We start from the raw sequence: 22945 nt of genomic DNA, 5'->3' as shown, positions 1-22945 counted from the left end.
TGAGGGGCCTTGCCCGGGGAGGACAGCACTTCGTGGCTACGCCCTCACCCGCCCTTCGGGCACCCTCTCCCGGAGGGAGAGGGGTTACGATTCCCCACCCACCGGGGAGGGTAAGATCCCCTCGCGTTCAAGGGAGGGAAGGTGCGATTCCCTGTCCCGTCCAAGGGAGAGGGAGATTAAAGGTCGAACCCGCAGTAGGAAAGGTTGAAGCTCTTGTTGCACAGCGGGAAGTCCGAGATCTGCCCCCCCCGGAGCGCCAGCGCGAGCCCGGTCCAGTTGTGGAAGGAGGGGTCGGTCACCTTGTAGCGCTGGAAGTGTCCCCGCGCGTCGGTAACCGCCACGTGACAGATCTCGCCGCGCCACCCTTCGGTGAGCGCCACGGCGAGATGGTCCCCCGCCACCTCGCGCACCGGGTTCGCCACGGAGACGCCGGGAAGCTGGGAGAGCTGTTCCTCGATGAAGTCGAGCGACTTTTCGATCTCCAGCCAGCGCACCAGGGTCCTCGCGTAGACGTCGCCGCTCTTCGCGGTCTCCACAGGGATCTGGCTCATGCTGTAGATGCCGAAGGGGTGGTCGCGGCGGATGTCCCGGTTGAGGCCGCTGGCGCGGGCAGCCGGTCCTACCAGCCCCAGCTCGATCGCCGTCTGCTCGCTCACCACCCCGGCTCCCTCCAACCTGGCCAGCACCGACGGGGTGTCCCAGAGGAGATCGACCGCGTTTTGCACCTCCTCGCGGGCCACCTTGATCCGGTCCGAGAGCTGCCCTGCCCCGTCGGCGGCGAGATCGAAGCGCACCCCACCCGGAAGGACCAGGTCGCGGCCGAAGCGGCTGCCGCAGATCCCCGCGGTCATGTTCAGGAAATCCCCGCGGATCCTGCCGCAGAAGGAGGCGGTGGGGAGGTACCCGACGTCCCCCGCTATGGCGCCCAGGTCGCCGGTATGGTTCGCCAGCCGCTCCAGTTCGAGGGCGATGCCGCGCACCACCTGGGCCCTGGCAGGCACCCGCGTCTCGGAAAGCGCCTCGACGACCATGGCGTAGGCGGTGCCGTGGCCGATGCTGGTGTCGCCCGCCACGGTTTCCATGAGCTTGCGCATCCGCTCGCCCGGGCGCCCCTGCATCATCCGCTCGACCCCACGGTGCTGATAGCCGAGCGAGATCTCCAGGTGCATCACCTCCTCGCCGAAACACTGGAAGCGGAAATGACCCGGCTCGATGATGCCGGCGTGCACCGGGCCGACCGCCACCTCGTGCACCTCCTGCCCCTCCACCCGGTAGAAGTCCATCACACCGATGGTGGGTGGGGGCTCGGGGGTCTCTCCGGGAAGTGAGCCCAGGGGGGGGGCGAAGCGAACCGGCTTGGGCCAGGGGTGCCCCTCCAGGTTCAGGTAGAACTGCTCGGCGATCTCGCGCTCGAACAGGTGCAGCTGCGGCGCCTGGGGCACCAGCGAGTAGAAGCTCTTGCCGGTGACCAGGGTGCTCATGACGCCAATGGTTGCGTGGCTCTTGAAGGAAAGGAGGCAGAACAGGCGCACCCCGTCCTCCTCCTGCATGCCGAAGTAGGAGACCACCCGCCAGCCGCCGGTAAGCGCGGTGAGAAGGGCCTGGGCGAAACGCTCCGGCGCGTGCTGCGGGATCTCCCGGCGCGACAAGACACCGCCGTTTTGGGTGAAGACCATGGCCGGACTCATGCCTCACCTCCCAAAAGCCGCGCCGCCTCGTGCAGGAGTTCCTGCAGCGGCGACGGGATCCACACCCCCAGCAACAGCACGAGCCCCATCAGCACCAGGGGGGGAAGTACGGTAGGAGCGGCATCGCGGTAGCGGGTCCGCTCGAGGTCCGGCGGCAGCTCTCCCAGGACCACCGGGAGCACCGTGGAGGCCATACCGATGAAGATCAGCGCCAGGAAGAGGAGGAACAGCCCGCCCGTCCAGTGGTTCCCCTGCCCGAAGGCCGAGGAGACGATCAGGAACTCGCTGACGAAGGGCGCGAAGGGTGGCGACCCGGTGATGGCAAGGAAGGCGGCCAGGAAGAGCGCCGCCGACCAGGGGGTGCGCCGGAGGGCGCCGCGCACGAACTGGGTGCTCTTGGAGTTGAAGGCGCGGTGGATGTTGCCGCAGGAGAGAAAGAGCACCCCCTTGGTGAGGGAGTTGTTGATCATGTGCAAAAGCCCCGCGAAGAGCGCCCCCTTCCCCAGCCCGAGCGCCACCGCGATGATGCCGACGTGCTCCACACTTGAGTAGGCGAGCATCCGCTTGAAGTCGCTCTGGCGCGCCATGAATACGGCGGCGAAGGCCATGGAGACGAGCCCCATGGTCAGGAGCACCTGCTGGAAGAGTGCCCCCTCACTGGAGGCGGCGGCCACCTGGTAGACCCGCAACAGCGCCAAGAGGGCGCAGTTCACGAGCCCCCCCGCAAGGAGCGCCCCCACAAGCCCCGGGGCCTCGCCGTAGGCGTCTGGCTTCCAGGTGTGCAAGGGTGCGAGCCCCATCTTGGAGCCGAAGCCGACCAGCAGGAAGATGAAGGCGGCGTGGCGCCACCCCGGGTGCAGCGCAGCCGCGTCCCGGATCAGGGAGGGGAGCAGCAGGCTCACCTCCTGCTTGGCCACGATGGTGGAGTAGGCCAGGAAGAAGAGTCCCAAAAGGGCGATGGCGATCCCCACCGAGCAGATGAGGAGGTACTTCCAGGTCGCCTCGATGGAGCGGGCATTGTGGTTGAAGTAGATGAGCGGCGCCATGGTCAGGGTGGTGGCCTCCAGCGCGATCCAGAGGAGCCCCAGGTGCTGCGAGACGACCACCAGCGAGGTCGCGGAGAGGCAGACCAGCAGCGAAGCGCAGAGGACCCGGTTGGGGCGCTTGAGCCGGTAGCTTAGGTATCCCACCGCGTAGAAGGAGCAGATGGTGAAGAGAATGCTGTTGGCCATGAGCACCAGCTTGCCCAGGGCGTCGAGCAGTATCCATCCCGCTGGTGAAGCGGGGGGGGTGTGGACCAGGAGCGCGACGCTCACCCCGAGCTGCGCCAGGGAAAAGACGGGGAGCACCCAGACGCGCCTGCGGTTGTCCGGAACGAGCCAGGAAAATGCGGCGCCAAGAAGCGGAAGAAGGACCAGGGCCCACATCATGTCGCTATTCCTCCCTCAGCGCGGAGAGTCTCGAGGTGTCGATGCTCGAGAACTCGCGGCTGATGTGGTTGATGACGATCCCCATGACGAAGATGCCGACCAGGAGGTCGAGGAGCGCCCCCGCCTCCACCATGACCGGCATGGCGTCGGCGAGAAGCAGGCCGAACAGGAAGATGCCGTTCTCCATGAGGAGGTACCCCAGCACCTGCGAGATCGCCTTACGCCTCCCCATGAGCACCAGGAAGCCGCTCATGAGCGTCGCGGCGGCGGCCGGCACGATCAGGAGCCCCTCGTGCTCAGGAGCGAGCGGGAGCCTGGCGGCGAAGATGAAGGCGAGCGAGGTGAAGAGCGCCCCCAGCACCAGCGAGGGGATGTAGCCGATGAAGGGAGAGAACTCGCGCTCGATCTCGGCCTTTTTGATGGCACGGATGATCAGGACCGGGATCAGCCCCCCCTTGACCAGGATGATGCTCACGACGATGAAGCTGACGTGCCAGGAGAAGGGGTGCACCAGCGCCGGGAGCGTCCCGAGCAGCACCCCCTGCACCGCCACGCAGCGCACCGAGAAGGCGAGCCGGCTGGTGCCGAGGACGGCGAAATTGATCAAAAGGCAGAGTACCAGCAGCTGGTCGGCCAGGGAATTCATAGGGTCACCTCACAACCAGAACCAGGGAGAATGCGGTCAGGATCAGCGCCGCCACCAAAAGCTGCGGCACGCGGATCAGCCTCAGGCGTGCCATCACCGACTCGACCACCCCGATGGCCACGGCGAGGAGGAGCATCCCCGCCGCGAACACCACCCAGTCGACATAGGGGTTGCCGGAGGCAAAGGGGAGCGCGATGTTCACGAAGAGGGCGCCCAAAAGGTAGAGCTTCAGCGCGGCGCCGTAGAGGACGCAGCTGAAGTAGGGGCCGCTGTGGTCCAGCACCATCACCTCGTGGATCATGGTGAGCTCGAGGTGGGTGTTGGGATCGTCGAAGGGGATGCGGCAGTTCTCCGCCAAAAGTACCACGAAGAGGCCGGCCAGAAGCAGGAGGAGCGAGGCGCCGGTCGCCATCCAGACCGGGAGCGTCACGTGCTGCAGCATGGGGGTGAGGCTCATGGTCCCGGAGAGTCTGGTCAGGGTGATCAGCGCGAAGAAGAGCGTCGGCTCGGCAAGACAGGAGAAGCTCACCTCGCGTGCCGCCCCCATCCCCTCGAAGCTGGAGGCGGTGTCGAGCGCCGCCGTCGTGGTGAAGAAACGCCCCAGGGCGAAGAGGTAGGCGAAGAGGATCATGTCCCCCTCGAAGGAGACCGGGGCCGGGTGCTTGCCCAGCGGCACCAAAAGCGCGGCAAACAAGGTGGCGGCAAGGGTGACCACCGGCCCGGCGCGGAAGATCCAGGTGGTGCTGTCGGAGAGGACGATCCCCTTTTTCATGAGCCGAGCCATGTCGTAGTAGGGCTGCAGGAAGGGAGCGCCCACCCGCCCGGCGAAGGCCGCCTTGGTCTTGCCGATCACCCCCAGCAACAGCGGGGGCATGGCCAGCACCAGCACCACGTGGAAGATTGTGTCGATCATGTCCAACTCCTATTGAGTAAGAGTCGCTCAGGGTTTCGTTGTTGCGTTCTTGTTGCCTTCCCCATGCTCTCCCTCTCCCCCTGGGAGAGGGCACTCTCATCTTAATGCACCCACAAAAGGAGCAGCATCAGCGTCACGAAGATGTAGAGGATATAGATCTGCACCTCGCCGTGCTGCAGACGTCTCACGAAGGCGCAGGCGATCCCGGCGACGCTCAGAACCGGCAGCACCACCCGATGCAACAGGGTCTCTTCGGGGTGATACGTGAAGTGCGCCACGGCAGGAGCAAGGCCGCTCACTGGGTCCACGGTGATCCGGGTGCGGATCAGGGCGCCGGACAGCGATGAGAAAAAGGCGCCGAAAGAGCTGCCGGTGTACTGGATGCGCGGCGAAGGGCGCAGATAGCCGCACCCCCAGGTCGAAGCGGTGGCGGTGCGCCCCTTGGTCTTCCCCTGCAGGAACAGGAACAGCCCCGCTGCCAAACAGATCACGCTCCCCCCCGCCAGCGTGAACCAGACCGGTGCTATGGGGAGCGCCATCGAGCGTGCCAGATCGGGGGCGAGCCCCCTGATTGCGGGCTGCACCAGGGCCAGGAAGAGCTGCGGGAAAAGGCCTCCGGTGAGGGCGAGGCATGCCAGCAGGGCGATGGGGGCGAGCATGGTCCCGGTCGCCTCGTGGGCCTTGGCTGCGGCGGCCGTGCGGGGCTCGCCCAGGAACGCGATGCCGTAGAGCTTCACGAAGGAGATCACCGCGACGCCCCCCACCAGGGCCAGCACCGGCGCCCCGAGGGCCAAAAAGGGCTGGCCGGCGCGCGCCTCTCCGAAGAAACCGAGGTACAGGAGCATCTCGCTGGCAAAGCCGTTGAAGGGGGGGAGTCCGCAGATGGCGATGGCGCCGCACAGGGTGAAGAATGCGGTGTAGGGAAGCCGACGCGCCAGCCCCCCCATCCGGTCCAGGTCGCGGGTGCCGGCGGCGTGCATGACGCTCCCGGCGCAGAAAAAGAGCAACGGCTTGAAGATGACGTGGTTCAGCACGTGGAAGAGCGCACCGGCGAGCCCCAGGAAGGCGAGCCGCTGGTTCCCGGTCCCCTCCCCCAGGAGGAACATCCCGATACCCGCGCTGATGATGCCGAGGTTCTCGATGCTGCTGTAGGCCAAAAGGCGCTTGATGTCCTTCTGTGCAGAGGCGACGCAGATCCCCATCACGGCCGAGGCGAGGCCCGCCACGACGAGAACCCCGCCCCACCAGAGGGGGCGCTCCGGGAAGAAGGAGATCACGCGCAGGATGCCGTACACCCCGATCTTCAGCATGACGCCGGAGAGAATGGCCGAGACGTGGCTCGGGGCGTTGGCGTGCGCGGAGGGGAGCCACAGGTGCAGCGGCATGATGCCCGCCTTGGAGCCGAAACCGGCCAGGGCGAGCCAGAACAGGGTGGCGGCAAGCCCCGCGCCGACGGCGAGGGAGCCGGCCGCGGGAAAGCCGAAACTGCCGGTGATCATGAACAAAGAGGCGAACAGGAGCAAAAGCGCCGCTCCACCCAGGTGGCTCGCCACCAGGTAGACCGTCCCGGCGCCGCGCACCTCTCCCTCGCGGTGCTCCGCGACCAGCAGGAAGTAGCCGGAAAGCGCCATGATCTCCCACGCCATCACGAACAGCGCTCCGTTGCGGGACACCACCACCAGCGCCATGGCGCAGGCCAGCAAACCGTAAAAAAAGGTGACGCTTCTTTGGGAGCTGTGCGAGGCGGCAGGCCAGTAACCGAGGGCGTAGAGGGAGCCGGCGGGGAAGATCAGGAAGATGGGGATCAGAAAGAATAGAGAGAGAGGGTCTAGGGCGACTTCGCAGGGGCCGAAGGGGAGGTTCCAGTTCAGGAGGAAGCTTGCTTCTCCTCCCCCGAGCAGCAGGTAGAGAAGAGACGGTAACGCGAGGAGAGAGCTTGTCAGCGCGGCTACCGAGGCCAGCCGTTGTCCGAGTGTCCCGTCTCTCAACAAAAGACCGGGGAGCCCCGAACAGCCGGCTAGAGCTATTGAGCAAAGGACCAGGGAAGCCGGGTCCCGCATCATGTCAAAAAACAACATAACCCACCCTTTCGAACCAGGAACGGATCTTCAATCTGCCCATCGAGTTTCAACCTCCCGCCCGGCCGGGATGCCGGCGGTGCGGGAGGGGAGCAAGGCTGCCAGAGCTGCCACTTTTCCCTTCAACCGCAGCGACTGGGTGTCGATACGGTATACAGGGGCGACAGGGACCTCACCATACTCCCTGAAAATCGATTTGTCAAAAAAAGATTGTTAATCTCGCTAGGAAGGCAGATAGAACAACAATACTGGCGGAGTACCTTGTTTTCAAGCGGTCTGACGTTATCATTGAGCACGGATCTCTTTTTTGTTTCGAACATTGTTATAGGAATAAGGACTGCGATGTTTTTTTGCGGCGCTGTCGAGAACTGTTACCACTGGATGAAAGGAGGGAGGCTGTGAAGAGTCATGTTTGGCGCCCGCTAGTCGTGGTGCTGGCGGTAATCGCCGTGGTGCTGGTGGCCCGCAAGTTCCTGGTCCCCGCCGATTTCGGGATCGGCGCGAGGGGGTACATGTACGGCTGGCACCGCCCCGGCAACGAGCAGCAGTGGAAAGAGGTGAAGGTGAAGTACAAGACCGCCGCGTTCTGCAAGGATTGCCACCGCGACAAGTACGACGAGATAAAGGAGTCGCCGCATCGCAACATCAACTGCGAGAACTGTCACGGCCCCGCCCTCAACCACCCGGACGATCCCAAGTCGCTCACCATCGACCGCAGCCGGGAGCTCTGCGCCCGCTGCCACACCCGCCTCCCCTACCCCAACAGCAGCCGCGGCGCGATGAAGGGGATCGATCCCAAGAGCCACAACGTCGGTCTGGACTGCGTCACCTGCCACTGGCCGCACGATCCCAGGAAGGAGGGGCACAAGAGATGATTTCGAGACGATCCTTCTGCAAGAAATCCCTGCTCATCGCGGGCGGTCTGGCGATTCCCCTATCCTGCCTGGAACTCTTCGATCCCAAGCGGCTTTTGGCCGAGAAGGACGAGAAGGGGCCGCGCTGGGTCTTCCTGGTGGATACCCGGAAATGCGTGGGGTGCGGCTTCTGCGTCAAGGGGTGCAAGGTGGAGAACGAGGTCCCCTACGACGCCAACGTGACCCGCACCTGGGTGGAACGCTACGTGGTGACCAAAGATGGCAAGACCCATATCGACTCCCCGAAGGGGGCGCGCGACGGCTTCCCCAACAAGGGGATCGACATCGGCCACGGCAAGCTGGAAGAGATCAGGGACGAGGATATCGAGAAGGCCTTCTTCGTGCCCAAGCTCTGCAACCAGTGCGACAACCCGCCCTGCGTCCAGGTCTGCCCGGTAGGCGCCACCTACCAGACCGCGGACGGCGTGGTACTGGTGGACCGCAGCTGGTGCATCGGTTGCGGCTACTGCATCATGGGATGCCCCTACGGGGTGCGCTTCTTCCATCCGGTCTTCCACGTGGCCGAGAAGTGCAACTTCTGCTACCACCGCATCACCAAGGGGATGCAGACCGCCTGCGTCGACAGCTGCGCCTTCGGTGCCCGGCGCGTGGGGAACCTAAGGGATCCGGAAGACCCGGTGACCAAGATCATCATGACCGAGCGGGTCAACGTGCTTAAAGAAGAGTACGGCACCAAGCCGCAGGTCTTCTACCTCGGCCTGTCCAAGGAGGTGAAATAGCCATGGTGCACGGAGAAGCCTGGACCATAAAGGAGTTTTTCACCTATCCCAACGAGTACATCTACTGGACCATCCAGATTGTCATGTACCCCTTCATGACCGGCCTCGTGGCCGGAGCCTTCGTCCTCTCCTCGCTGTACCACGTCTTCGGGGTGAAGCAGTTGAAGGGGATCGCGCGCTTCTCGCTGGTCTTCTCGTTCGCGCTGCTGCCGGTCGCCATGCTGCCCCTTTTGATGCACCTGCAGCAGCCGCTGCGCGGCATCGAGGTGATGCTGACGCCGCATTTCACCTCAGCCATCGCCGCCTTCGGCATCGTCTTCAGCACCTACGGCATGATCGTCGCCTCCGAGCTCTGGTTCATGTACCGCAAGCACTTCGTGGAGACCGCGCAGTCGCTAAAGGCAATCGAGGGGCGCAGCGCGCTGCAGCAGGCGCAGTACCTGCTGTTCAGCATCCTGACACTTGGCGCATGGGACATCTCGCACGAGGCGCTCGAGGCCGACGAGCGGGCGGTCAAGAAGCTCGCCGGAGCCGGCATCCCGGTCGCATGCTTCCTGCACGGCTACGCCGGTTTCATCTTCGGCTCGGTGAAGGCGAACGCGCTCTGGATGACGCCGCTCATGCCGGTCATCTTCATCTGTTCCGCGGTCGTATCCGGTATCGCCCTCTGCATCCTGACCTACATCCTCACCATGGAAATCAGGAAGCAGCTGGCGCTTCGGCACAGGCTCGCCCACCCGGAGCTCCCCTCCATGGACGAATTGAAGAGCGCCGAGTCGCACGTGGTGGCGATGACCTCGCGCTACCTGCTCATGTTCATGGTGGCGGCGATCACGCTGGAACTTTTGGACCTGATCTTCAGGGGGTACACCGCGGTGAAGTCGTGGGACATCCTGAGAAGCGTCATCTACGAGCGGGACTTCGTGAACATCTTCGTGATTCAGTATGGGCTTGGGAACCTGGTTCCCTTTGTCCTGTTCCTGATCCCGGGGTTGACCATCCGGCGGGCCGTGGTGGGGACCGTGCTGGTGCTCCTCGGCGTCTTCATGATGCGCTGGAACGTCGTCATCGGCGGTCAGGCCTTCTCCTCATCCTTCTCCGGCTTCATGCACTACGTCCTGCCGCTGTGGCCGGACAGCATGGAAACGCTGAAGGAAGGGCTGGTCGGCGCCCTCATCGTCGCCGGGACCCCCTTCTGCATCTTCTACCTGCTGAACAAGGTGATGCCGGTGTTCAAGGAAACGCATTAACGGCGGTTCTACGTTCTAGGTTCTACGTTCTAGTTCTACGTTGCCCCCCTCGCCCTCCGGGCTTGTCCACCAAGGCCTCGGCGTAGGTGGAAGAGGGGCTGGGGATGAGGGGCTTGAGGGAAAGGCAGTTGGGCGCCGCCGCGCGGTACGGTAAAAACAGAGGCGGGCGAATGATTATTCGCCCCTACAGTACCCCGGGTATTTCCCGAAGGGGACATCCGTAGGGGCGAATAATTATTCGCCCGCTTTTGTTTGAAGGGCAACGGGCCGCTACTGCCCGGAGGTCAGCGCGAGCAACAGCACCAGGGTCACGAAGGTGTAGAAGATGTAGATGTTCAGCTTGCCGTGCTGCAACCGACGCACCGGCTGTGCCTTTTCGAACAGGTACTCCAGGAAGGGGAGATACCCCTTCTCGAGTACCGTCTCCGGAAGGTGGCTTTCATGGCGGGCAGGGCCGGGGAAAAGCCCCCTCACCCCTTCCCGGTGCTGCTCGGGGCGGAGCAGCACGGCGAACCAGTGCACCAGGATGGCACCGAACGAGGAGGCGGTGTACTGCATCCTGGGTGCGGGCCTCAAATAGCCGCAGCCCCAAGTGGGAGCGACCGGCACCGGCAACCTGGCGGCGCGCCTGGCGAAGACGATCCAGAGCAGGGCCAGGAGCAGAAGCAGCCCCACCCCCAGGATCGAGATCCATGAGAAGGGAACCAGGCTCGCAACCCCTTGCGACGCGAGCGACCCGCCGTAATCGCCCAGGGCCGCGTTCAGGACCTCGACGAAAAGGCCAGGCGCCAACCCGATCAGCGCACAGCAGACGGCAAGTACACCCATGGGCACCAGCATCCCCGCTCCCGCCTCATGCCCCCCCTCGTGCTCCTTCGAGCGCGGCACCCCCAGGAAAACCACCCCGTACACCTTCACGAAGCAGGCTACCGCCAGCCCCCCCACCAACGCCAGCACCGGCGCGGCCAGCGCTGGGAGCGACGGCGCCAGGCCTACCGCGGCCTCGATCGCGTGGAAGGCTCCCAGGTAAACCATCAGCTCGCTGACGAAGCCGTTCAAGGGGGGAAGGCCGCAGATGGCAACGGCGCCTACCAGGAAAAACAGTGACGTGCGGGGCAACCGGCGCGACACGCCTCCCAAGAGGTCGATCTCCCTGGTGCCGGTGGCATGGATCACGGAACCTGCGGAAAGAAAGAGCAGCGACTTGAACAGGGCGTGGTTCACGACGTGCAGCAGCGCACCCGCCGCGCCGAGGGCGACGAGCGCCTCCCATCCCTGGTTCGCGCCGATCAGCGCCATGCCCAGCCCCATCATGATGATGCCGATGTTCTCGATGCTGTGGTAGGCCAGGAGCCTTTTCAGATCGTGCTGACCGATCGCGTAGGCGACCCCGAGGACGGCGGAGACGCTTCCCAGCACGAGCACCACGGCTCCCCACCAAAGCGGCGGATCGCTGAAAGCGGAAAAGACCCTCATCATCCCGTAGATGCCGGTCTTCAGCACCACCCCGGACAGGATCGCGGAGACGTGGCTGGGGGCGTTGGCGTGCGCCGAGGGGAGCCAGACATGCAGCGGCATCACCCCCGCCTTCATGCCGAAACCGAAGAGGGCGGTCAGGAAGATGGTCGTGGCGATGGGACCTGCGGCAGTAAGGGAGCCGGGGGAGGGAAAAAGGTAGGCGCCGGTCGCCGAGTTGAGGAGCGAGAAGGTGGCGAAAAGCGCCAGCGCGCCCAGGTGGGCCGTGATCAGGTAGAGCACCCCCGCCTCACGCACCTGTGGTTTTTCATCCTCGGTGGTGAGGACGAAGTAGGCGGCGAAGGCCATTACCTCCCAGGCCATGAGAAAGAGCATGGTGCTCCTGGCAACGAGCACCATGGTGAGGGCCGCGGAGAGCAGTCCCAGGAAGAAGGCGAGCTTGCCGCCGTGCTCGGGGTGCCGCGCCACCGGCCAGTAGCCGGCGCCGTAGACGGCGCAGCAGCCGGTTACGATGAAGACGGGGAGGAGAAATACTGCGGAAAGCGCGTCGACGCCGACCTCGAGCCTTCCGAAGGGAAGCCCGGAAGGGATGAGCCAGGTTCCGGCGCCGGGAAGGAAGACGGCGCCCAAGGCACCGGCGCAGCCGATGAGCGACGCTGCGGCCATGAGGACGACGCCGGCGCGCTGGGCGGTGCTCGATCCCCTGCGCAGCAGCAGCGGCAGCCCCGACGCGCCCTGGCAGCAAGCGGCGAGCAACAACAGCCCAAGAGAGGTCGCAGGCTCGCCGGAGAAGGTCATGATCAGCTCCTCTTGCCGCGCTCGAAGCGCCGGGCGGCCTCCATGATGGCCGCGGGATCACAGGCGTTGTTGAGGATGCCCCGGAACTCCTGGTCGTGCAGGGCGTAGGCGAGCCGGGACAGAAGGTGCAGGTGCACCTTCACGGTGGGACTGGTTATCAGGAACAGGATGCGCACCGGGATGTTGTCCAGGGCCCCGAAGTCGATCGGGTGCTCCAGGAAGCAGAGGGAAATGGCGGGTTGCGGCTTGGTCTGCAGCAGGATCGGGTTGCGGACGTGGGGTATCGCGATGCCGTCGCCGACGGCGGTGGTGCCGAGGGCCTCGCGGGCCAGCAGCACCTGGAGCAGGAATTCGGGGTCCACCTGCGCCGGGAGCCTGAGAAGGTTCACCACGTTGCGCAGCACGGAGAGCTTGTCGTCTCCGGGCACACCGCAGTGTATGCCCCCCGCCTCCAGGGCCTGGGCCAGGGTCGGGAGGTCCAGGTCCGCCTGCACCGCCTCGAACAGCTCGGGGGGGACCTTGATGCCGTGCTCGGTGGCCCACTCAAGGAGGTCCACCCGGTTGATCTGGTAGGTGCCGTGCACAAGGGTGGCGGGAAGCTTTTCCTTCTTGATCCACTTGAGGACCGTCCCCTCATCCTGGTGCAGCAGCGCGGCCACTTCTGAAGCCTTCATCAACATCGACTGTTACCCCCATTGCTGAACAGGGAAAGGTATAGCACCGTTAAGATGAAGATGCAACGGCGTTAATGTTGAAAAAGCGAATCGTACCGGCCGGTTGCCGGGCCCGGCCATCAAAAAAGCCCCCGGATCGCTCCGGGGGCTTTCTGTTGCCGCTTTACTTCTTGGCGTGCTTCTCGCCGCCGGGGACGTCCTGGCCCCCTGCCGCATGGCAGTCGCTGCAGTTTGCCTTGTGCAGTTCGTCGCCGATATCGACCGGGTGAACGAACTCTTTCACCACTGTGCCGGCCGGGATGTTCTCCTGCTTCTGGCCCAGCACGGTGTGGCACATGTTGCAGTCCTTGGAGATCACCTTGCCGGAGGCGGTCTTGTGCTTGCCGTCGTGGCAGCGGAAGCAACCCGGGCTGTAGAAGTGCCCGATGTGGTTCGGGTAGGTGTTCCAGGTGATCTTCATGGCCGGGAAGAAGTTCCTGTTGTAGATGTCCTGCACCACGGTCACGGCGTGGGCAAGCTCCTTCGCCTTGTCCTTGGCCACCTGCGGGTAGTTCTTCGCGTAGTACTCGGGAAGTTCCTTGGCGATGGTCGCCTTGGCCTCTTCCTTGTTCTTGTACGGCCTAGTCAGGATCTCCACCGCGGTCTTCTTCAGGTACGGCAGGCCGAGGTCGATGCGCCTGGCGGCGAAGGCCTCGTCCATCTCCACGCCAGGGGAGCGGTAGACGTGCGCCGGACGGTTGTGGCAGTCGAGGCAGTCCATGACCCTCTTCTGGGCCTTGGCGACGTCATCCTTGGAGAGCGGCTTCTCGGTGTCCATGTACTCGGTCACGGAACCGTCCTTCTCCTTGACCGCGATGTACGGGATGTTCATGCGCTGCCTGTCCAGGGCGATGTAGGAAACCTCCTGGCCGATGTGCCAGTGGATGCCCCTGTGGTGCTCGCTCTTCGGGGTCCCGCCGATGTTGATCAGCATGTTGATCTCGCGCGGGGTGTTCGCCTCGTTGGGAGCGTAGTGGTAGAACACTTTCTGGCGTCCGGCGTAGAACTTCTCGGGCCAGTGGCAGTGCTCACAGGTATCGCGCGCCGGACGGAGGTTGTCGATCGGGGTCTCGATGGTCTCCGGGTAGGTGTGGAAGGCGACCGCGTAGAGCTGCCTCATGCCGGAGATCTTCGCCTTCACGTACCAGGCGGCGCCGGGGCCCACGTGGCACTCGACGCATTTCACCTTGGCGTGCGGGGAATTGGCCCACGCCACATGCTCGGGCTCCATGACCTGGTGGCAGAGCTCGCCGCAGAAGGTGGTCGATTCGGTGAACTCGTACCCCTTCAGGGAGGCGACGGAGACGATGAGCACGAAGCCGATGCTGGCAACGACGAAGAAGAGGAACAGATGGCGCTTGTGCGCGTCGTTGAAGTCCACCCGCGGGAAGGGGGGGATCACCTCGTCCGGATGCCTGCGCCTCTTTTCCCTCACGATGTAGGCGCCCAGCGGGACCAGGATGAGGCCCATGATGAGCATGCCCGGGAAGAGGAAGTAGGTCATCAGGCCGAGGTAGGGCTTCTCGACGCCGGTTATCCCCTCGTAGGAGAGGAAGCCGATGATCAGGCCCGTCGCGGTGACGGCCAGGATCATGCCGACCAGACTGATCAGGTTCCAGGCGTAGCCGGCATACTTTCTAAGTGCCATAGTGTCGTCTCCTTGCGTGTTTTCGTATGGTTCCAGGGAAAATAGGGCAGAACCTTACTATCCGACATGACTTATGTCAAAAAAAACTATGTTAATGTATACGCTGCTTTTTAAAACAGCTATCTACTAAAAACCCGCAGAAATCATGCGGAATACGTGGTGAGCGTCCGGACCGGCTCCCCGGAAATAAAAAACGATGTTATACTATCAGACAAACTTATAGAATGCAAGCAACTACTCATGAGGAGAGCCCGGAGGACTTTCCCGCCCCCCTCACGACTCGTAGCCGAACTCCTTGAGCATGCGGCTGTTGTCGCTCCACTCGCCGCTCACCCGCACGAACAGTTCCAGGAACACCTTCGCATCCAGCAGCCGCTCGATCTCCTGGCGCGCCTGGGTCCCGATCTTCTTGAGCATCTCCCCTTTGCGGCCGATGATGATCCCTTTCTGCGAGTCCCGCTCCACGTTGATGGTGGCCTGGATCGCCACCACCCCGGTTTCCCGTTCCTTGAAGCTGTCCACCACCACCGCCGTCGAGTAGGGGACCTCGTCGTGGGTCAGCCTGAAGATCTTCTCCCGGATGATTTCGGCCACGATGAAGCGCTCCGGCACGTCGGTCAGGATGTCGTCGGGGAAGTAGCAGGGGCCTTCGGGCAGCAGGGTGTGTACCAGCTGCACCAGCTGCTCGACGCCGTCGCCGGAAGCGGCCGAAACCGGGATGATCTCCTTGAAGGGATAGGTCTCGCCGTAGACGGCCATCCGCCCCAAAAGGTCGCCCTTCGGGATCAGGTCGATCTTGTTCAGCACGAGGATCACCGGTGCTTCGACCCCGGAGAGGACCTCCCTGATCATGCCCGCCTCCTTCTCGGGATCGAAGGCGCCGTCGACCAGGAACAGGATCAGGTCCACCCCCTGCACCGAGGAGAGGGCCTCTTCCACCATGAACTTGTTCAGGCGGGTCTTGGCCCGATGGATCCCCGGGGTGTCCAGGAAGACGATCTGACCTCCCGGCACGTTGTGGATCCCCTTGATCTGGTTGCGGGTGGTCTGCGGCTTGTCCGAGGTGATCATCAGCTTCTCACCCAGGATGCGGTTCAACAGCGTGGATTTCCCGACGTTCGGCCGCCCCACTATGGAGACGAAACCGGAACGGAATATCTTTTCAGACATCTCTAAATGCCCTCCTGGCTCTTGTTGCGGTAATCAAAGCGTTACAACATACGGGAATTGGTACGGCAAGGAAAGCGTTACTTCGCATCCGCACCGGTGTAAGGCGCACCGACAGAGTATACCTCGAACAGGCGTTCTGCCTAGTGGCGGGGGCAAGACTCGAAGAGGCGGGCGTGCCGGCTCAGCTCGCCCCACTGCAGGGAGATGACATCGGGGAGGAGTTCGCGGTCCTCGCTCACGGAGGCAGCCACGCCGTAGCACGTCGCCAGCCGCTGCAGGTTTCCCCTTCTCTGCCCCACCAGGTCGGAAACCCTGCCCGGGGGAGCGCCGAAACTGACCCGGCTTCCGGGGGGGATCCCCTCGAGCAGGCCGCACATGCGGTCGAAGCAGAGCTCGGACTCCACCAGCTGTCCGAAGGCGGGATGGTAGGGACCGGCCACTACCACGCCGGGCGAGTCCAGCTCGGAGGTGGGTTGCAGGCCGAAGCGGATCACCGGGATGCCGGCCTGCCCGGCGGCCTCCAGCATCTCCTTGCACAAGGTCACCGCCTGCGGCAGGTCGAGGGGGTGATAGCTTCCCTCACGGTAGCGTCGCGCCAGTTCGGTCCCCTCGATCACCAGGGTGGGGTAGATGCGCAAAAAGGCGGGTTTCAGGTCGAGAGCGCGCCGCAACGAGGCGAGCGCGGCCTGCGGCGTGTCGCCGGGGAGCCCCGGCATGAGCTGGATGCCGACCTCGATCCCCACCTTCTTGAGGGTGGCCACGGAGTGTTCCACCTCGGACGCCCCGTGGCCGCGCCCCGAGAGCAGGAGCACCTCGGGGTCCAGGGACTGCACCCCCAGCTCGACGGTGGCGACCCCGTGCGCATTCAGGAACTCGGCAGTGTCCGGGTCGACGGCGTCGGGGCGCGTGGAAAGCCGGACCGATTGCACAACGCCTGCGGCAAGCAGCGGCTGCAAGGGGAACAGCAGCGCCCCCTGGTCCCGGCGGGGCAACGCGGTGAAGGTGCCGCCGTAAAAGGCGATTTCGAGTGTCCGCGCCGGCGCCCCCAACCGGTACTCCTCGATGCGGCTCAGCAGTTGCCGGGCGGTGGGCAGCCCCCCCCCGACCCCGGCCACCCGCTCCTGGTCGCAGAAGACGCAGCGGTGCGGGCACCCCTGGTGCGGTATGAAAAATGGGACCAGCAGCGGCCTCAACTCTCCCCCTTGAGCAGGAGGGTGGCGGCGCGGGCGGCATCCTGTTCGGCCTCCTTCTTGGTCCTCCCCACCCCTTCCCCCATCATCTCCTCGCCCAGGTAGATCTGCACGGTAAAGCGGCGGTCGTGGTCGGGGCCGGTCGCCTCTTTCAGCTCGTAGCGCGGCAGCTCCCGCCGCAGGAACCTGGCCCGCTCCTGCAGCTCCGTCTTGGCGTCCCGGCCGAACAGCTGCTCCGGTGAGTCAAGCAGAGGCTCGAACAGCCGGTGCACCACTAGCCGCGCCGGTTCGATGCCGCCGTCCAGGTAGAGCGCGGCAAGCAGGGCCTCGAAGGCGTCGGCCAGAAGCGAGCGTTTCTGCCTCCCTCCCCCCTTCTCCTCGCCACGTCCAAGGCGCAGCGACGCCCCAAGCTCCAGTTCCGCCGCTATGCGCGCCAGGCTCACCTCGTCCACCAGCGCCGCCCGGATCTTGGTCAGCTCCCCCTCGCGGCTCTCCGGAAAACGTCGCAGCAAAAGGTCCGAGAGCAGGAAATCGAGCACCGCGTCGCCGAAGAACTCCAGGCGCTGGTTGTCCTTCCCCCCCGACTCGTTCACGTAGGTGCGGTGGGTCAGCGCCTCTTCCAGGAGCTCACGATTAAGAAACCGGTACTTGATCCGTGCTTCAACCCCGGTGAGGTTGTCATCCTGCTTCTCTTTCATAATAAAAGTCCGTGCCCATTCTTAATTTGAGCCAAATATAGACAAAGGGGCGCGGCATGGCAATAGGCTTCTCCGCGGCGGCCGCCCTGCCAGGAGAGGGACCTGGTCCGGAGGCATTGCGCAAACCGGCACCAGTGGCGGCCAAGGCCTGCGCGGCGCGGCTTCGCGGGGGCATTTAAATCTTGCATAATAATCACCCCTCCCATATAATTCAGTGATTTTATAGGGGATCATGAGACCATAGACATGGGCTTTTTCATTACATTTGAAGGCGTTGAGGGGTGCGGCAAAACGACCCAGTTGAGGCTCCTCAAGGAGCGTATGGAGTCGGCCGGAGAGAAGGTGGTGGCGACCCGCGAGCCGGGGGGATGCCCGATCGCCGACCAGATGCGCGCCATCCTGCTGGACGCCAAGAACAGCGCGATCACGCCGCTGGCCGAACTGCTGCTCTACGCCGCGGCGCGGGCCCAGCACGTTCAGGAGGTGATCGTCCCGGCGCTGGAGCGGGGCGAAACCGTGCTCTGCGACAGGTTCACCGACGCCACCCTGGCCTACCAGGGGCACGGCAGGGAGCTGGACCTCGACGTGATCCGCCAGCTGAACGCACTGGCGACCGGCGGGGTGCAGCCGGGCCTCACCGTGCTCATCGACTGCCCGGTGGAGACAGGTCTTTCGCGGGCGCTGTCCCGCATCGAGGCGACCAGCGGCGCCCGGGAAGAGCGCTTCGAGCTGGAATCGATACGCTTCCATGAGCGGGTGCGCGAAGGGTACCTGTCGCTGGCGCGCGCCTTCCCCGAACGTTTCGTGGTGGTGGACGGCTCCGGCGACGTAGCCCGGACCGAGGTACTGGTTACGGCGGCGCTCATGGACCGGCTCCCGGCGGGCAGGCGCTAGATGCCCTTCTCGGACGTCATCGGACAGGACCGTGCCATCTCGGTGCTGAAGCGCTCCATCGCGCTGGAGCGGGTGGCGCATGCCTACCTATTCTCCGGCATCGACGGGTGCGGCAAGAAGAAGACCGCCCTCGCCATGGTGCAGGCGGTTTTCTGCGGCAAGGAAGAGGCCTGCGGCGTCTGTTCATCCTGCCGCAAGATCGCGAGCGGCCAGCACCCGGACCTGCACATACTGGAGCCCGACGGCGCCTTCATCAAGATCGACCAGGTCCGGGAACTGCAAAAGGAGCTCTCCTACCGCCCCTTCGAGGCGCCCAAAAAGGCGTGCGTAATCGACGGCGCGGAAAAGCTGAACCTCTCCTCGGGAAACGCCCTGCTAAAGACGCTCGAGGAGCCCCCCGGCAACGCGCTGATGATCCTGATTACCGCCGAGCGCTCCGCCGTCTTGCAGACCATCCTCTCCCGCTGTCAGACGCTCGACTTCCAGCCGCTGCCGGCGGAGCTGATCGAGGGGCGCCTGGTGCGGGATCAGTTCCCGGCAGAGGTGGCGCGGGTGGCGGCCTCGCTGTCCGGCGGCAGCCTGAGCCGGGCACTCGAGATCGCCGGGGACGGCGTCCTCGAAGGCCGGGTGAGCTTCCTGGAGCGGGTGCTCGCCCTCAACCTGAAGGACATCAACGCCCTGTTCGCCACGGCAGAGGAACTCGCCGCGGACAAGGAAGGGCTCCCGGGGTTTCTCGAGTTGCTCCTATCCTTTCTCCGGGACGTGCTCATCTACCGCTCCACGCCGGACGCGCTGGCCAACGCGGACCTCGCGCACCTGGTGGCCAGGGAGGCGGAGCGCTGCACGGAGGAGCGCAGCATCGAATTGATCGAGCAGCTCGTCAGCATGCGCCGTCTGCTCGTTCGCAACGTGAACGCGAGGCTCGCGCTGGAAATCTTTTTCATGCACCTGGCGGAGCGGTAGCTCGCTTCGCGAGCAGGTTAAGGTTAAGGTTGAGGTTGAGGTTGAGGTTAAGAAAGGCCCAGCCCCACCTTTTTGACACGACGGCAGTAAAAAAGACATTGCAACCCCAGGTCGGTAGAGGTTCTGCTCAACCTTAACCTCGACCTCAACCTGTTTCTCCTTGGAGGCATTTTTGGCAAAGATCGTAAGGATTCAATTCACCACCGCGGGCAAGCTCTACGACTTCACCGCCAGCAAGGCAAACGTCAAGGCGGGCGACCGGGTCATCGTGGAGACCGAACGGGGTAAAAGCATAGGACAGGTCGTGGCGGGGCCGATCGAGGTGGACGACGCGCTGGTCCCGGAGGGGACCAAACCGGTGCAGCGTCTGGCCGAACTGGCCGACCTGGCGACCTTGGCCGCCAACACGGCAAAGGAAAAGGAGGCGCACAAGTTCTGCCTGGCCCGCATCAAGGAGCGGAACATGGACATGAAGCTCGTCAAGGTCGAATACCTCTTCGACGGTTCCAAGGCGATCTTCTACTTCACCGCGGACGGCCGGGTGGACTTCCGGGAGCTGGTCAAGGACCTGGCCCACGCCTTCCACACCAGGATCGAGATGCGCCAGATCGGGGTCAGGGACGAGTCGAAGATGGTGGGGGGCATCGGCATCTGCGGCCGCGAGCTCTGCTGCTCCTCGTACCTGCGCGAGTTCGAGCCGGTCTCGGTGAAGATGGCCAAGGAGCAGAACCTGGCGCTCAACCCGAGCAAGATCTCCGGGCAGTGCGGCAGGCTCCTTTGCTGCCTCTCCTACGAGTTCGACACCTACTGCTCGCTCAGAAAGGGGCTCCCGAAGTGCGGCAAGCGGGTGCAGTGCGGCTGCCACGACGGAGAGGTGGTCAAGGTGAACGTGCTGGAGCAGACTGTCACGTTGAAGACGGCCGACGACTCGCTGGTCGTCCTGAAGGGTGAGGACATCGCCCCGGAGAACATCAGCGACCGCGTGAAGAAGCCGCCGCAGGGCAAGGGTGAACAGCAGGGGGGCGACAAGGGGAAATCCCAGGGCCCCGGCAAGCAGCGCCGCAACAGGCCCGTCGACGTCAAGGAAAGGAAAAAGGAGAAACCACAATGAAACCAGCTTTTTACGTCACCACCCCCATCTACTACGTAAATGACGTCCCGCACATAGGGCACGCTTACACCACCCTGGCCGCGGACGTGGTGGCGCGCTACAAACGGCTTAAGGGTTTCGACGTCTTCTTCCTCACCGGCACCGACGAACACGGCCAGAAGGTTGAGAAGGCCGCCACCGCCGCCGGGGAAACCCCGCTCGAGCTGGCCGACCGGGTCATGAAGCGCTTCCAGTCGCTCTGGGAGAAGCTGGAGATCTCCTACACCGACTTCATCCGAACGACGCAGGAACGGCACAAGAAGGGTGTTTCCGTCCTCTTCGACCGCGTCATGGCGAAAGGGGACATCTACCTCGGCGAGTACGAGGACTGGTACTGCACCCCGTGCGAGACCTTCTGGACCGAGACCCAGCTGATCGACTACAAGTGCCCGGACTGCAACCGCCCCACCGAGAAGCTCAAGGAGGAGTCCTACTTCTTCAGGATGAGCAAGTACCAGGAGCAGCTTCTGGCCCACATCGAGGCCAACCCGGACTTCATCCAGCCCAAAAGCCGCAGAAACGAGATCATCTCCTTCGTGAAGGAAGGGCTGCGTGACCTCTCCGTCTCACGCACCACCTTCCAGTGGGGCATCCCGGTCCCGGGCAACGACAAGCACGTGGTCTACGTCTGGTTCGACGCGCTCACCAACTACATCACCGCGCTCGGCTACCCCGAGGAGGGGGGCAATTTCGAGAAGTACTGGCCCTGCGACGTGCACCTGATCGGCAAGGACATCCTGAGGTTCCACACCGTCTACTGGCCGACCTTCCTGATGGCGGCCGGACTTCCCATCCCGAAGCGAGTGTTCGCGCACGGCTGGTGGACCGTCGAGGGGCAGAAGATGAGCAAGAGCCTGCAGAACGTAGTCGAGCCGAACATGCTGGTCGACAAGTACGGCGTGGACGCGGTGCGCTACTTCCTGTTGCGCGAGGTCCCCTTCGGCCTTGACGGCGACTTCTCGCACCAGGCGCTCATCCACCGCATCAACTCGGATCTGGCCAACGACCTTGGGAACCTCTTGAACCGCTCCACCGCGATGCTCGGCAAGTACTTCGGCGGCGTGCTGCAGGCGCCGGGCGAGGAGACCGAGCTGGACCAGGCCTACCGGGAGAAGACCGTGGCCATGATCGGGCAGGTGGACAGCTTCATCGACGAACTCGCCTTCAGCCGTGCCCTGCAGGCGATCTGGGAAGTGATCTCCGCCGGCAACAAGTACATCGACGAGACCGCCCCGTGGACCCTGGCCAAGGACCCGGAAAAGCGCGAGCGTCTCTCCACCGTCATGTACTACATGCTGGAGAGCCAGAGGGTGGTCTACACGCTTCTCTCCGCGTTCATGCCCAAGACCGCACAGAAGGGTCTGAGCTGCCTTGGGTGGCCTGAGGAAGCCACAGCCGAAGGGCTTGCCTGGGGAGGGTTGAAGCCGGGCACCGCCATCGCCAAAGCCGAGGCGCTCTTCCCGAGGATCGAGGAAAAAGGGGAGTAAAACCGGCCTCACGCAAAGACGCAAAGATGCCAAGCAAAGCAAGCGAGGCAAAACATTAACAGGGATGAAAGGGATAAAGGGGATTACCAACCAGGACTTGGTTTGGTTCATCCCGTTCATCCCCTTCATCCCTGTTTGTTTGTGAAGTTGGTTCTTTCTTTGCGCCTTTGCGGCTTTGCGTGAGGCGCCTTAGTTGTTCCCCGGAAGCGGCCTCAGCTCCCCTGGCGCGAACATGAAGAAGAAACGCAGGATGCAGTACTTGTAGAACTCGGAGAAGAGGAGCTTGAAGCTCCCGGAATGGCTCCACCACTCCTCCTTGAGGTTGCTGGAATCGACCGGGTGCGGGTAGATGGCCACGTCCTTCGGGAGCGCGTTCCTGAACAGGATGGTGGAACGTTTCATGTGGTAGCGCGAGGTGATCAGCTTGATTGAGCCGACCTTGTACTTCATGATCAGATCCCGGGCGTAAATGGCATTCTCCAGGGTGTTGCGTGAGTTCTGCTCCAGGTAGACGTCCGCCGCCCCCGCCCCCTGGTACAGTTCGCGCTTTTTCACCGCGGGATCGACGCCGATCAGGAACAGCTTCTTCCCCTGCCCGGCCCGGTACAGACGCACCCCCTCCTCAACCCGGCCGCGGCCGCCGGTCAACACGACGATGGCGTCGCTCTTCACGTCGCGCGGGGTGAGGGAAAAGGTCTTGTAGACGAAGTCCACAAAGAGAACACTCAATACGATCAGTATCAGCAAAAATAGGGAAAACAGCCCCTTCAATAAAGCCATGATTTAGCACCTGAAAAAACAAGAAGACCGCCACTTTTTGCTTGCAAGCGTGACGCGTTTCTGCTATTAGTTACGACTTCAGTAATCACCGGAGGGTACAAAGAAATGTCCAGAATATGCGAGATTTGCGGTAAAGGCCCTAGCTTCGGGAACAACGTTAGCCACGCCAACAACAAGACCAGCAAAATTTGGCGCCCGAACCTGCAGAAGATCAAGGCCGTGAAAAACGGTACCGTCAGGAGCATCAAGGTCTGCACCCGCTGCATCCGCTCCGGTCACGTCACCAAGGCTCTCTAAGAAGATCTTCCGCACAGTCACT

The 22945-nt window shown here is 63.7% G+C and carries 20 protein-coding genes; 8 read left to right on the top strand and 12 right to left on the bottom strand.

Going from position 1 to position 22945, the window contains the following annotated elements:
* Nucleotides 1–176: 176 nt before the first annotated feature.
* The 5 genes from KP003_RS04325 to KP003_RS04305 form a co-directional block, all read right to left on the bottom strand.
* On the bottom strand, nucleotides 177–1688 hold the full coding sequence (locus KP003_RS04325; RefSeq protein ID WP_216498445.1) for a hydrogenase large subunit: 1512 nt from the start codon (nucleotides 1686–1688) through the stop codon (nucleotides 177–179).
* Nucleotides 1685–3118, bottom strand: a complete 1434-nt coding sequence (locus KP003_RS04320; RefSeq protein ID WP_216498446.1) for a proton-conducting transporter transmembrane domain-containing protein — start codon at nucleotides 3116–3118, stop codon at nucleotides 1685–1687. The genes KP003_RS04325 and KP003_RS04320 overlap by 4 nt, the downstream gene beginning before the upstream one ends.
* 4 nt (nucleotides 3119–3122) lie before the next feature.
* A complete protein-coding gene (locus KP003_RS04315) occupies nucleotides 3123–3764 on the bottom strand; it encodes a hydrogenase (RefSeq protein ID WP_216498447.1) in 642 nt (213 codons plus the stop codon).
* Nucleotides 3765–3768: 4 nt separating this feature from the next.
* On the bottom strand, nucleotides 3769–4677 hold the full coding sequence (locus KP003_RS04310; RefSeq protein WP_216498448.1) for a respiratory chain complex I subunit 1 family protein: 909 nt from the start codon (nucleotides 4675–4677) through the stop codon (nucleotides 3769–3771).
* A 101-nt stretch (nucleotides 4678–4778) separates the two neighbouring features.
* Nucleotides 4779–6755 carry a proton-conducting transporter transmembrane domain-containing protein gene (locus tag KP003_RS04305; protein ID WP_239027610.1) on the bottom strand — a complete coding sequence of 659 codons (1977 nt, stop codon included), beginning with the start codon at nucleotides 6753–6755 and terminating at the stop codon, nucleotides 4779–4781.
* A gap of 398 nt (nucleotides 6756–7153) precedes the next feature.
* Between KP003_RS04305 and KP003_RS04300 the strand changes: the two genes are divergently transcribed.
* The 3 genes from KP003_RS04300 to nrfD are packed head-to-tail and all read left to right on the top strand — an operon-like array spanning nucleotide 7154 to nucleotide 9659.
* Nucleotides 7154–7630, top strand: coding sequence for a cytochrome c3 family protein (locus KP003_RS04300; protein ID WP_216790709.1), 477 nt, complete (start codon nucleotides 7154–7156; stop codon nucleotides 7628–7630).
* Complete coding sequence (locus tag KP003_RS04295; protein WP_216790708.1) at nucleotides 7627–8409, top strand: 4Fe-4S dicluster domain-containing protein; 783 nt, start codon at nucleotides 7627–7629, stop codon at nucleotides 8407–8409. The genes KP003_RS04300 and KP003_RS04295 overlap by 4 nt, the downstream gene beginning before the upstream one ends.
* A gap of 2 nt (nucleotides 8410–8411) precedes the next feature.
* Nucleotides 8412–9659 (top strand): NrfD/PsrC family molybdoenzyme membrane anchor subunit, encoded by a 1248-nt coding sequence (nrfD, locus tag KP003_RS04290; RefSeq protein ID WP_216790706.1) that lies wholly within the window; start codon nucleotides 8412–8414, stop codon nucleotides 9657–9659.
* 270 nt (nucleotides 9660–9929) lie between these two features.
* On the opposite strand, the gene KP003_RS04285 is transcribed toward nrfD, so the two are convergent.
* The 6 genes from KP003_RS04285 to rnc all read right to left on the bottom strand — a co-directional run bounded on the left by KP003_RS04285 (nucleotide 9930) and on the right by rnc (nucleotide 17352).
* Nucleotides 9930–11933 (bottom strand): proton-conducting transporter transmembrane domain-containing protein, encoded by a 2004-nt coding sequence (locus tag KP003_RS04285; RefSeq protein ID WP_216790704.1) that lies wholly within the window; start codon nucleotides 11931–11933, stop codon nucleotides 9930–9932.
* Nucleotides 11934–11935: 2 nt separating this feature from the next.
* The gene (locus KP003_RS04280) at nucleotides 11936–12613 is read right to left on the bottom strand and encodes a PTS sugar transporter subunit IIA (protein WP_216790702.1); all 678 of its coding nucleotides are present in this window, start codon (nucleotides 12611–12613) and stop codon (nucleotides 11936–11938) included.
* Between the two features lie 157 nt (nucleotides 12614–12770).
* On the bottom strand, nucleotides 12771–14294 hold the full coding sequence (locus KP003_RS04275; protein ID WP_216790701.1) for a NapC/NirT family cytochrome c: 1524 nt from the start codon (nucleotides 14292–14294) through the stop codon (nucleotides 12771–12773).
* 273 nt (nucleotides 14295–14567) lie between these two features.
* The gene (gene era, locus KP003_RS04270; RefSeq protein WP_216790699.1) at nucleotides 14568–15464 is read right to left on the bottom strand and encodes a GTPase Era; all 897 of its coding nucleotides are present in this window, start codon (nucleotides 15462–15464) and stop codon (nucleotides 14568–14570) included.
* 140 nt (nucleotides 15465–15604) lie between these two features.
* Nucleotides 15605–16657, bottom strand: a complete 1053-nt coding sequence (locus tag KP003_RS04265) for an elongator complex protein 3 (protein ID WP_216790697.1) — start codon at nucleotides 16655–16657, stop codon at nucleotides 15605–15607.
* Nucleotides 16654–17352, bottom strand: a complete 699-nt coding sequence (rnc, locus tag KP003_RS04260) for a ribonuclease III (RefSeq protein WP_216790696.1) — start codon at nucleotides 17350–17352, stop codon at nucleotides 16654–16656. Before rnc ends, KP003_RS04265 begins: the two co-directional genes overlap by 4 nt.
* A 246-nt stretch (nucleotides 17353–17598) precedes the next feature.
* On the opposite strand from rnc, the gene tmk reads away from it, so the two are divergent.
* The 4 genes from tmk (at nucleotide 17599) to metG (ending at nucleotide 21846) form a co-directional block, all read left to right on the top strand.
* Nucleotides 17599–18246 (top strand): dTMP kinase, encoded by a 648-nt coding sequence (gene tmk / locus KP003_RS04255; protein WP_216498458.1) that lies wholly within the window; start codon nucleotides 17599–17601, stop codon nucleotides 18244–18246.
* Nucleotides 18247–19209, top strand: a complete 963-nt coding sequence (gene holB / locus KP003_RS04250; protein ID WP_216790694.1) for a DNA polymerase III subunit delta' — start codon at nucleotides 18247–18249, stop codon at nucleotides 19207–19209.
* A gap of 172 nt (nucleotides 19210–19381) precedes the next feature.
* A complete protein-coding gene (locus tag KP003_RS04245) occupies nucleotides 19382–20320 on the top strand; it encodes a PSP1 domain-containing protein (protein WP_216498460.1) in 939 nt (312 codons plus the stop codon).
* Nucleotides 20317–21846, top strand: coding sequence for a methionine--tRNA ligase (metG, locus tag KP003_RS04240; RefSeq protein ID WP_216498461.1), 1530 nt, complete (start codon nucleotides 20317–20319; stop codon nucleotides 21844–21846). The genes KP003_RS04245 and metG overlap by 4 nt, the downstream gene beginning before the upstream one ends.
* A gap of 189 nt (nucleotides 21847–22035) precedes the next feature.
* Here the strand turns inward: metG and KP003_RS04235 are convergent, their stop codons facing one another.
* Entirely contained in the window at nucleotides 22036–22626 is a 591-nt protein-coding gene (locus tag KP003_RS04235) for a YdcF family protein (protein WP_216498462.1), read from the bottom strand.
* A gap of 105 nt (nucleotides 22627–22731) precedes the next feature.
* Between KP003_RS04235 and rpmB the strand changes: the two genes are divergently transcribed.
* Complete coding sequence (gene rpmB / locus KP003_RS04230) at nucleotides 22732–22923, top strand: 50S ribosomal protein L28 (protein WP_012531640.1); 192 nt, start codon at nucleotides 22732–22734, stop codon at nucleotides 22921–22923.
* The last annotated feature ends 22 nt before the right edge of the window (nucleotides 22924–22945 follow it).

Source organism: Geomonas diazotrophica (assembly GCF_019063885.1).
GTDB lineage: Bacteria > Desulfobacterota > Desulfuromonadia > Geobacterales > Geobacteraceae > Geomonas > Geomonas diazotrophica.
This window is presented reverse-complemented; position numbering and strand designations above follow the sequence as displayed.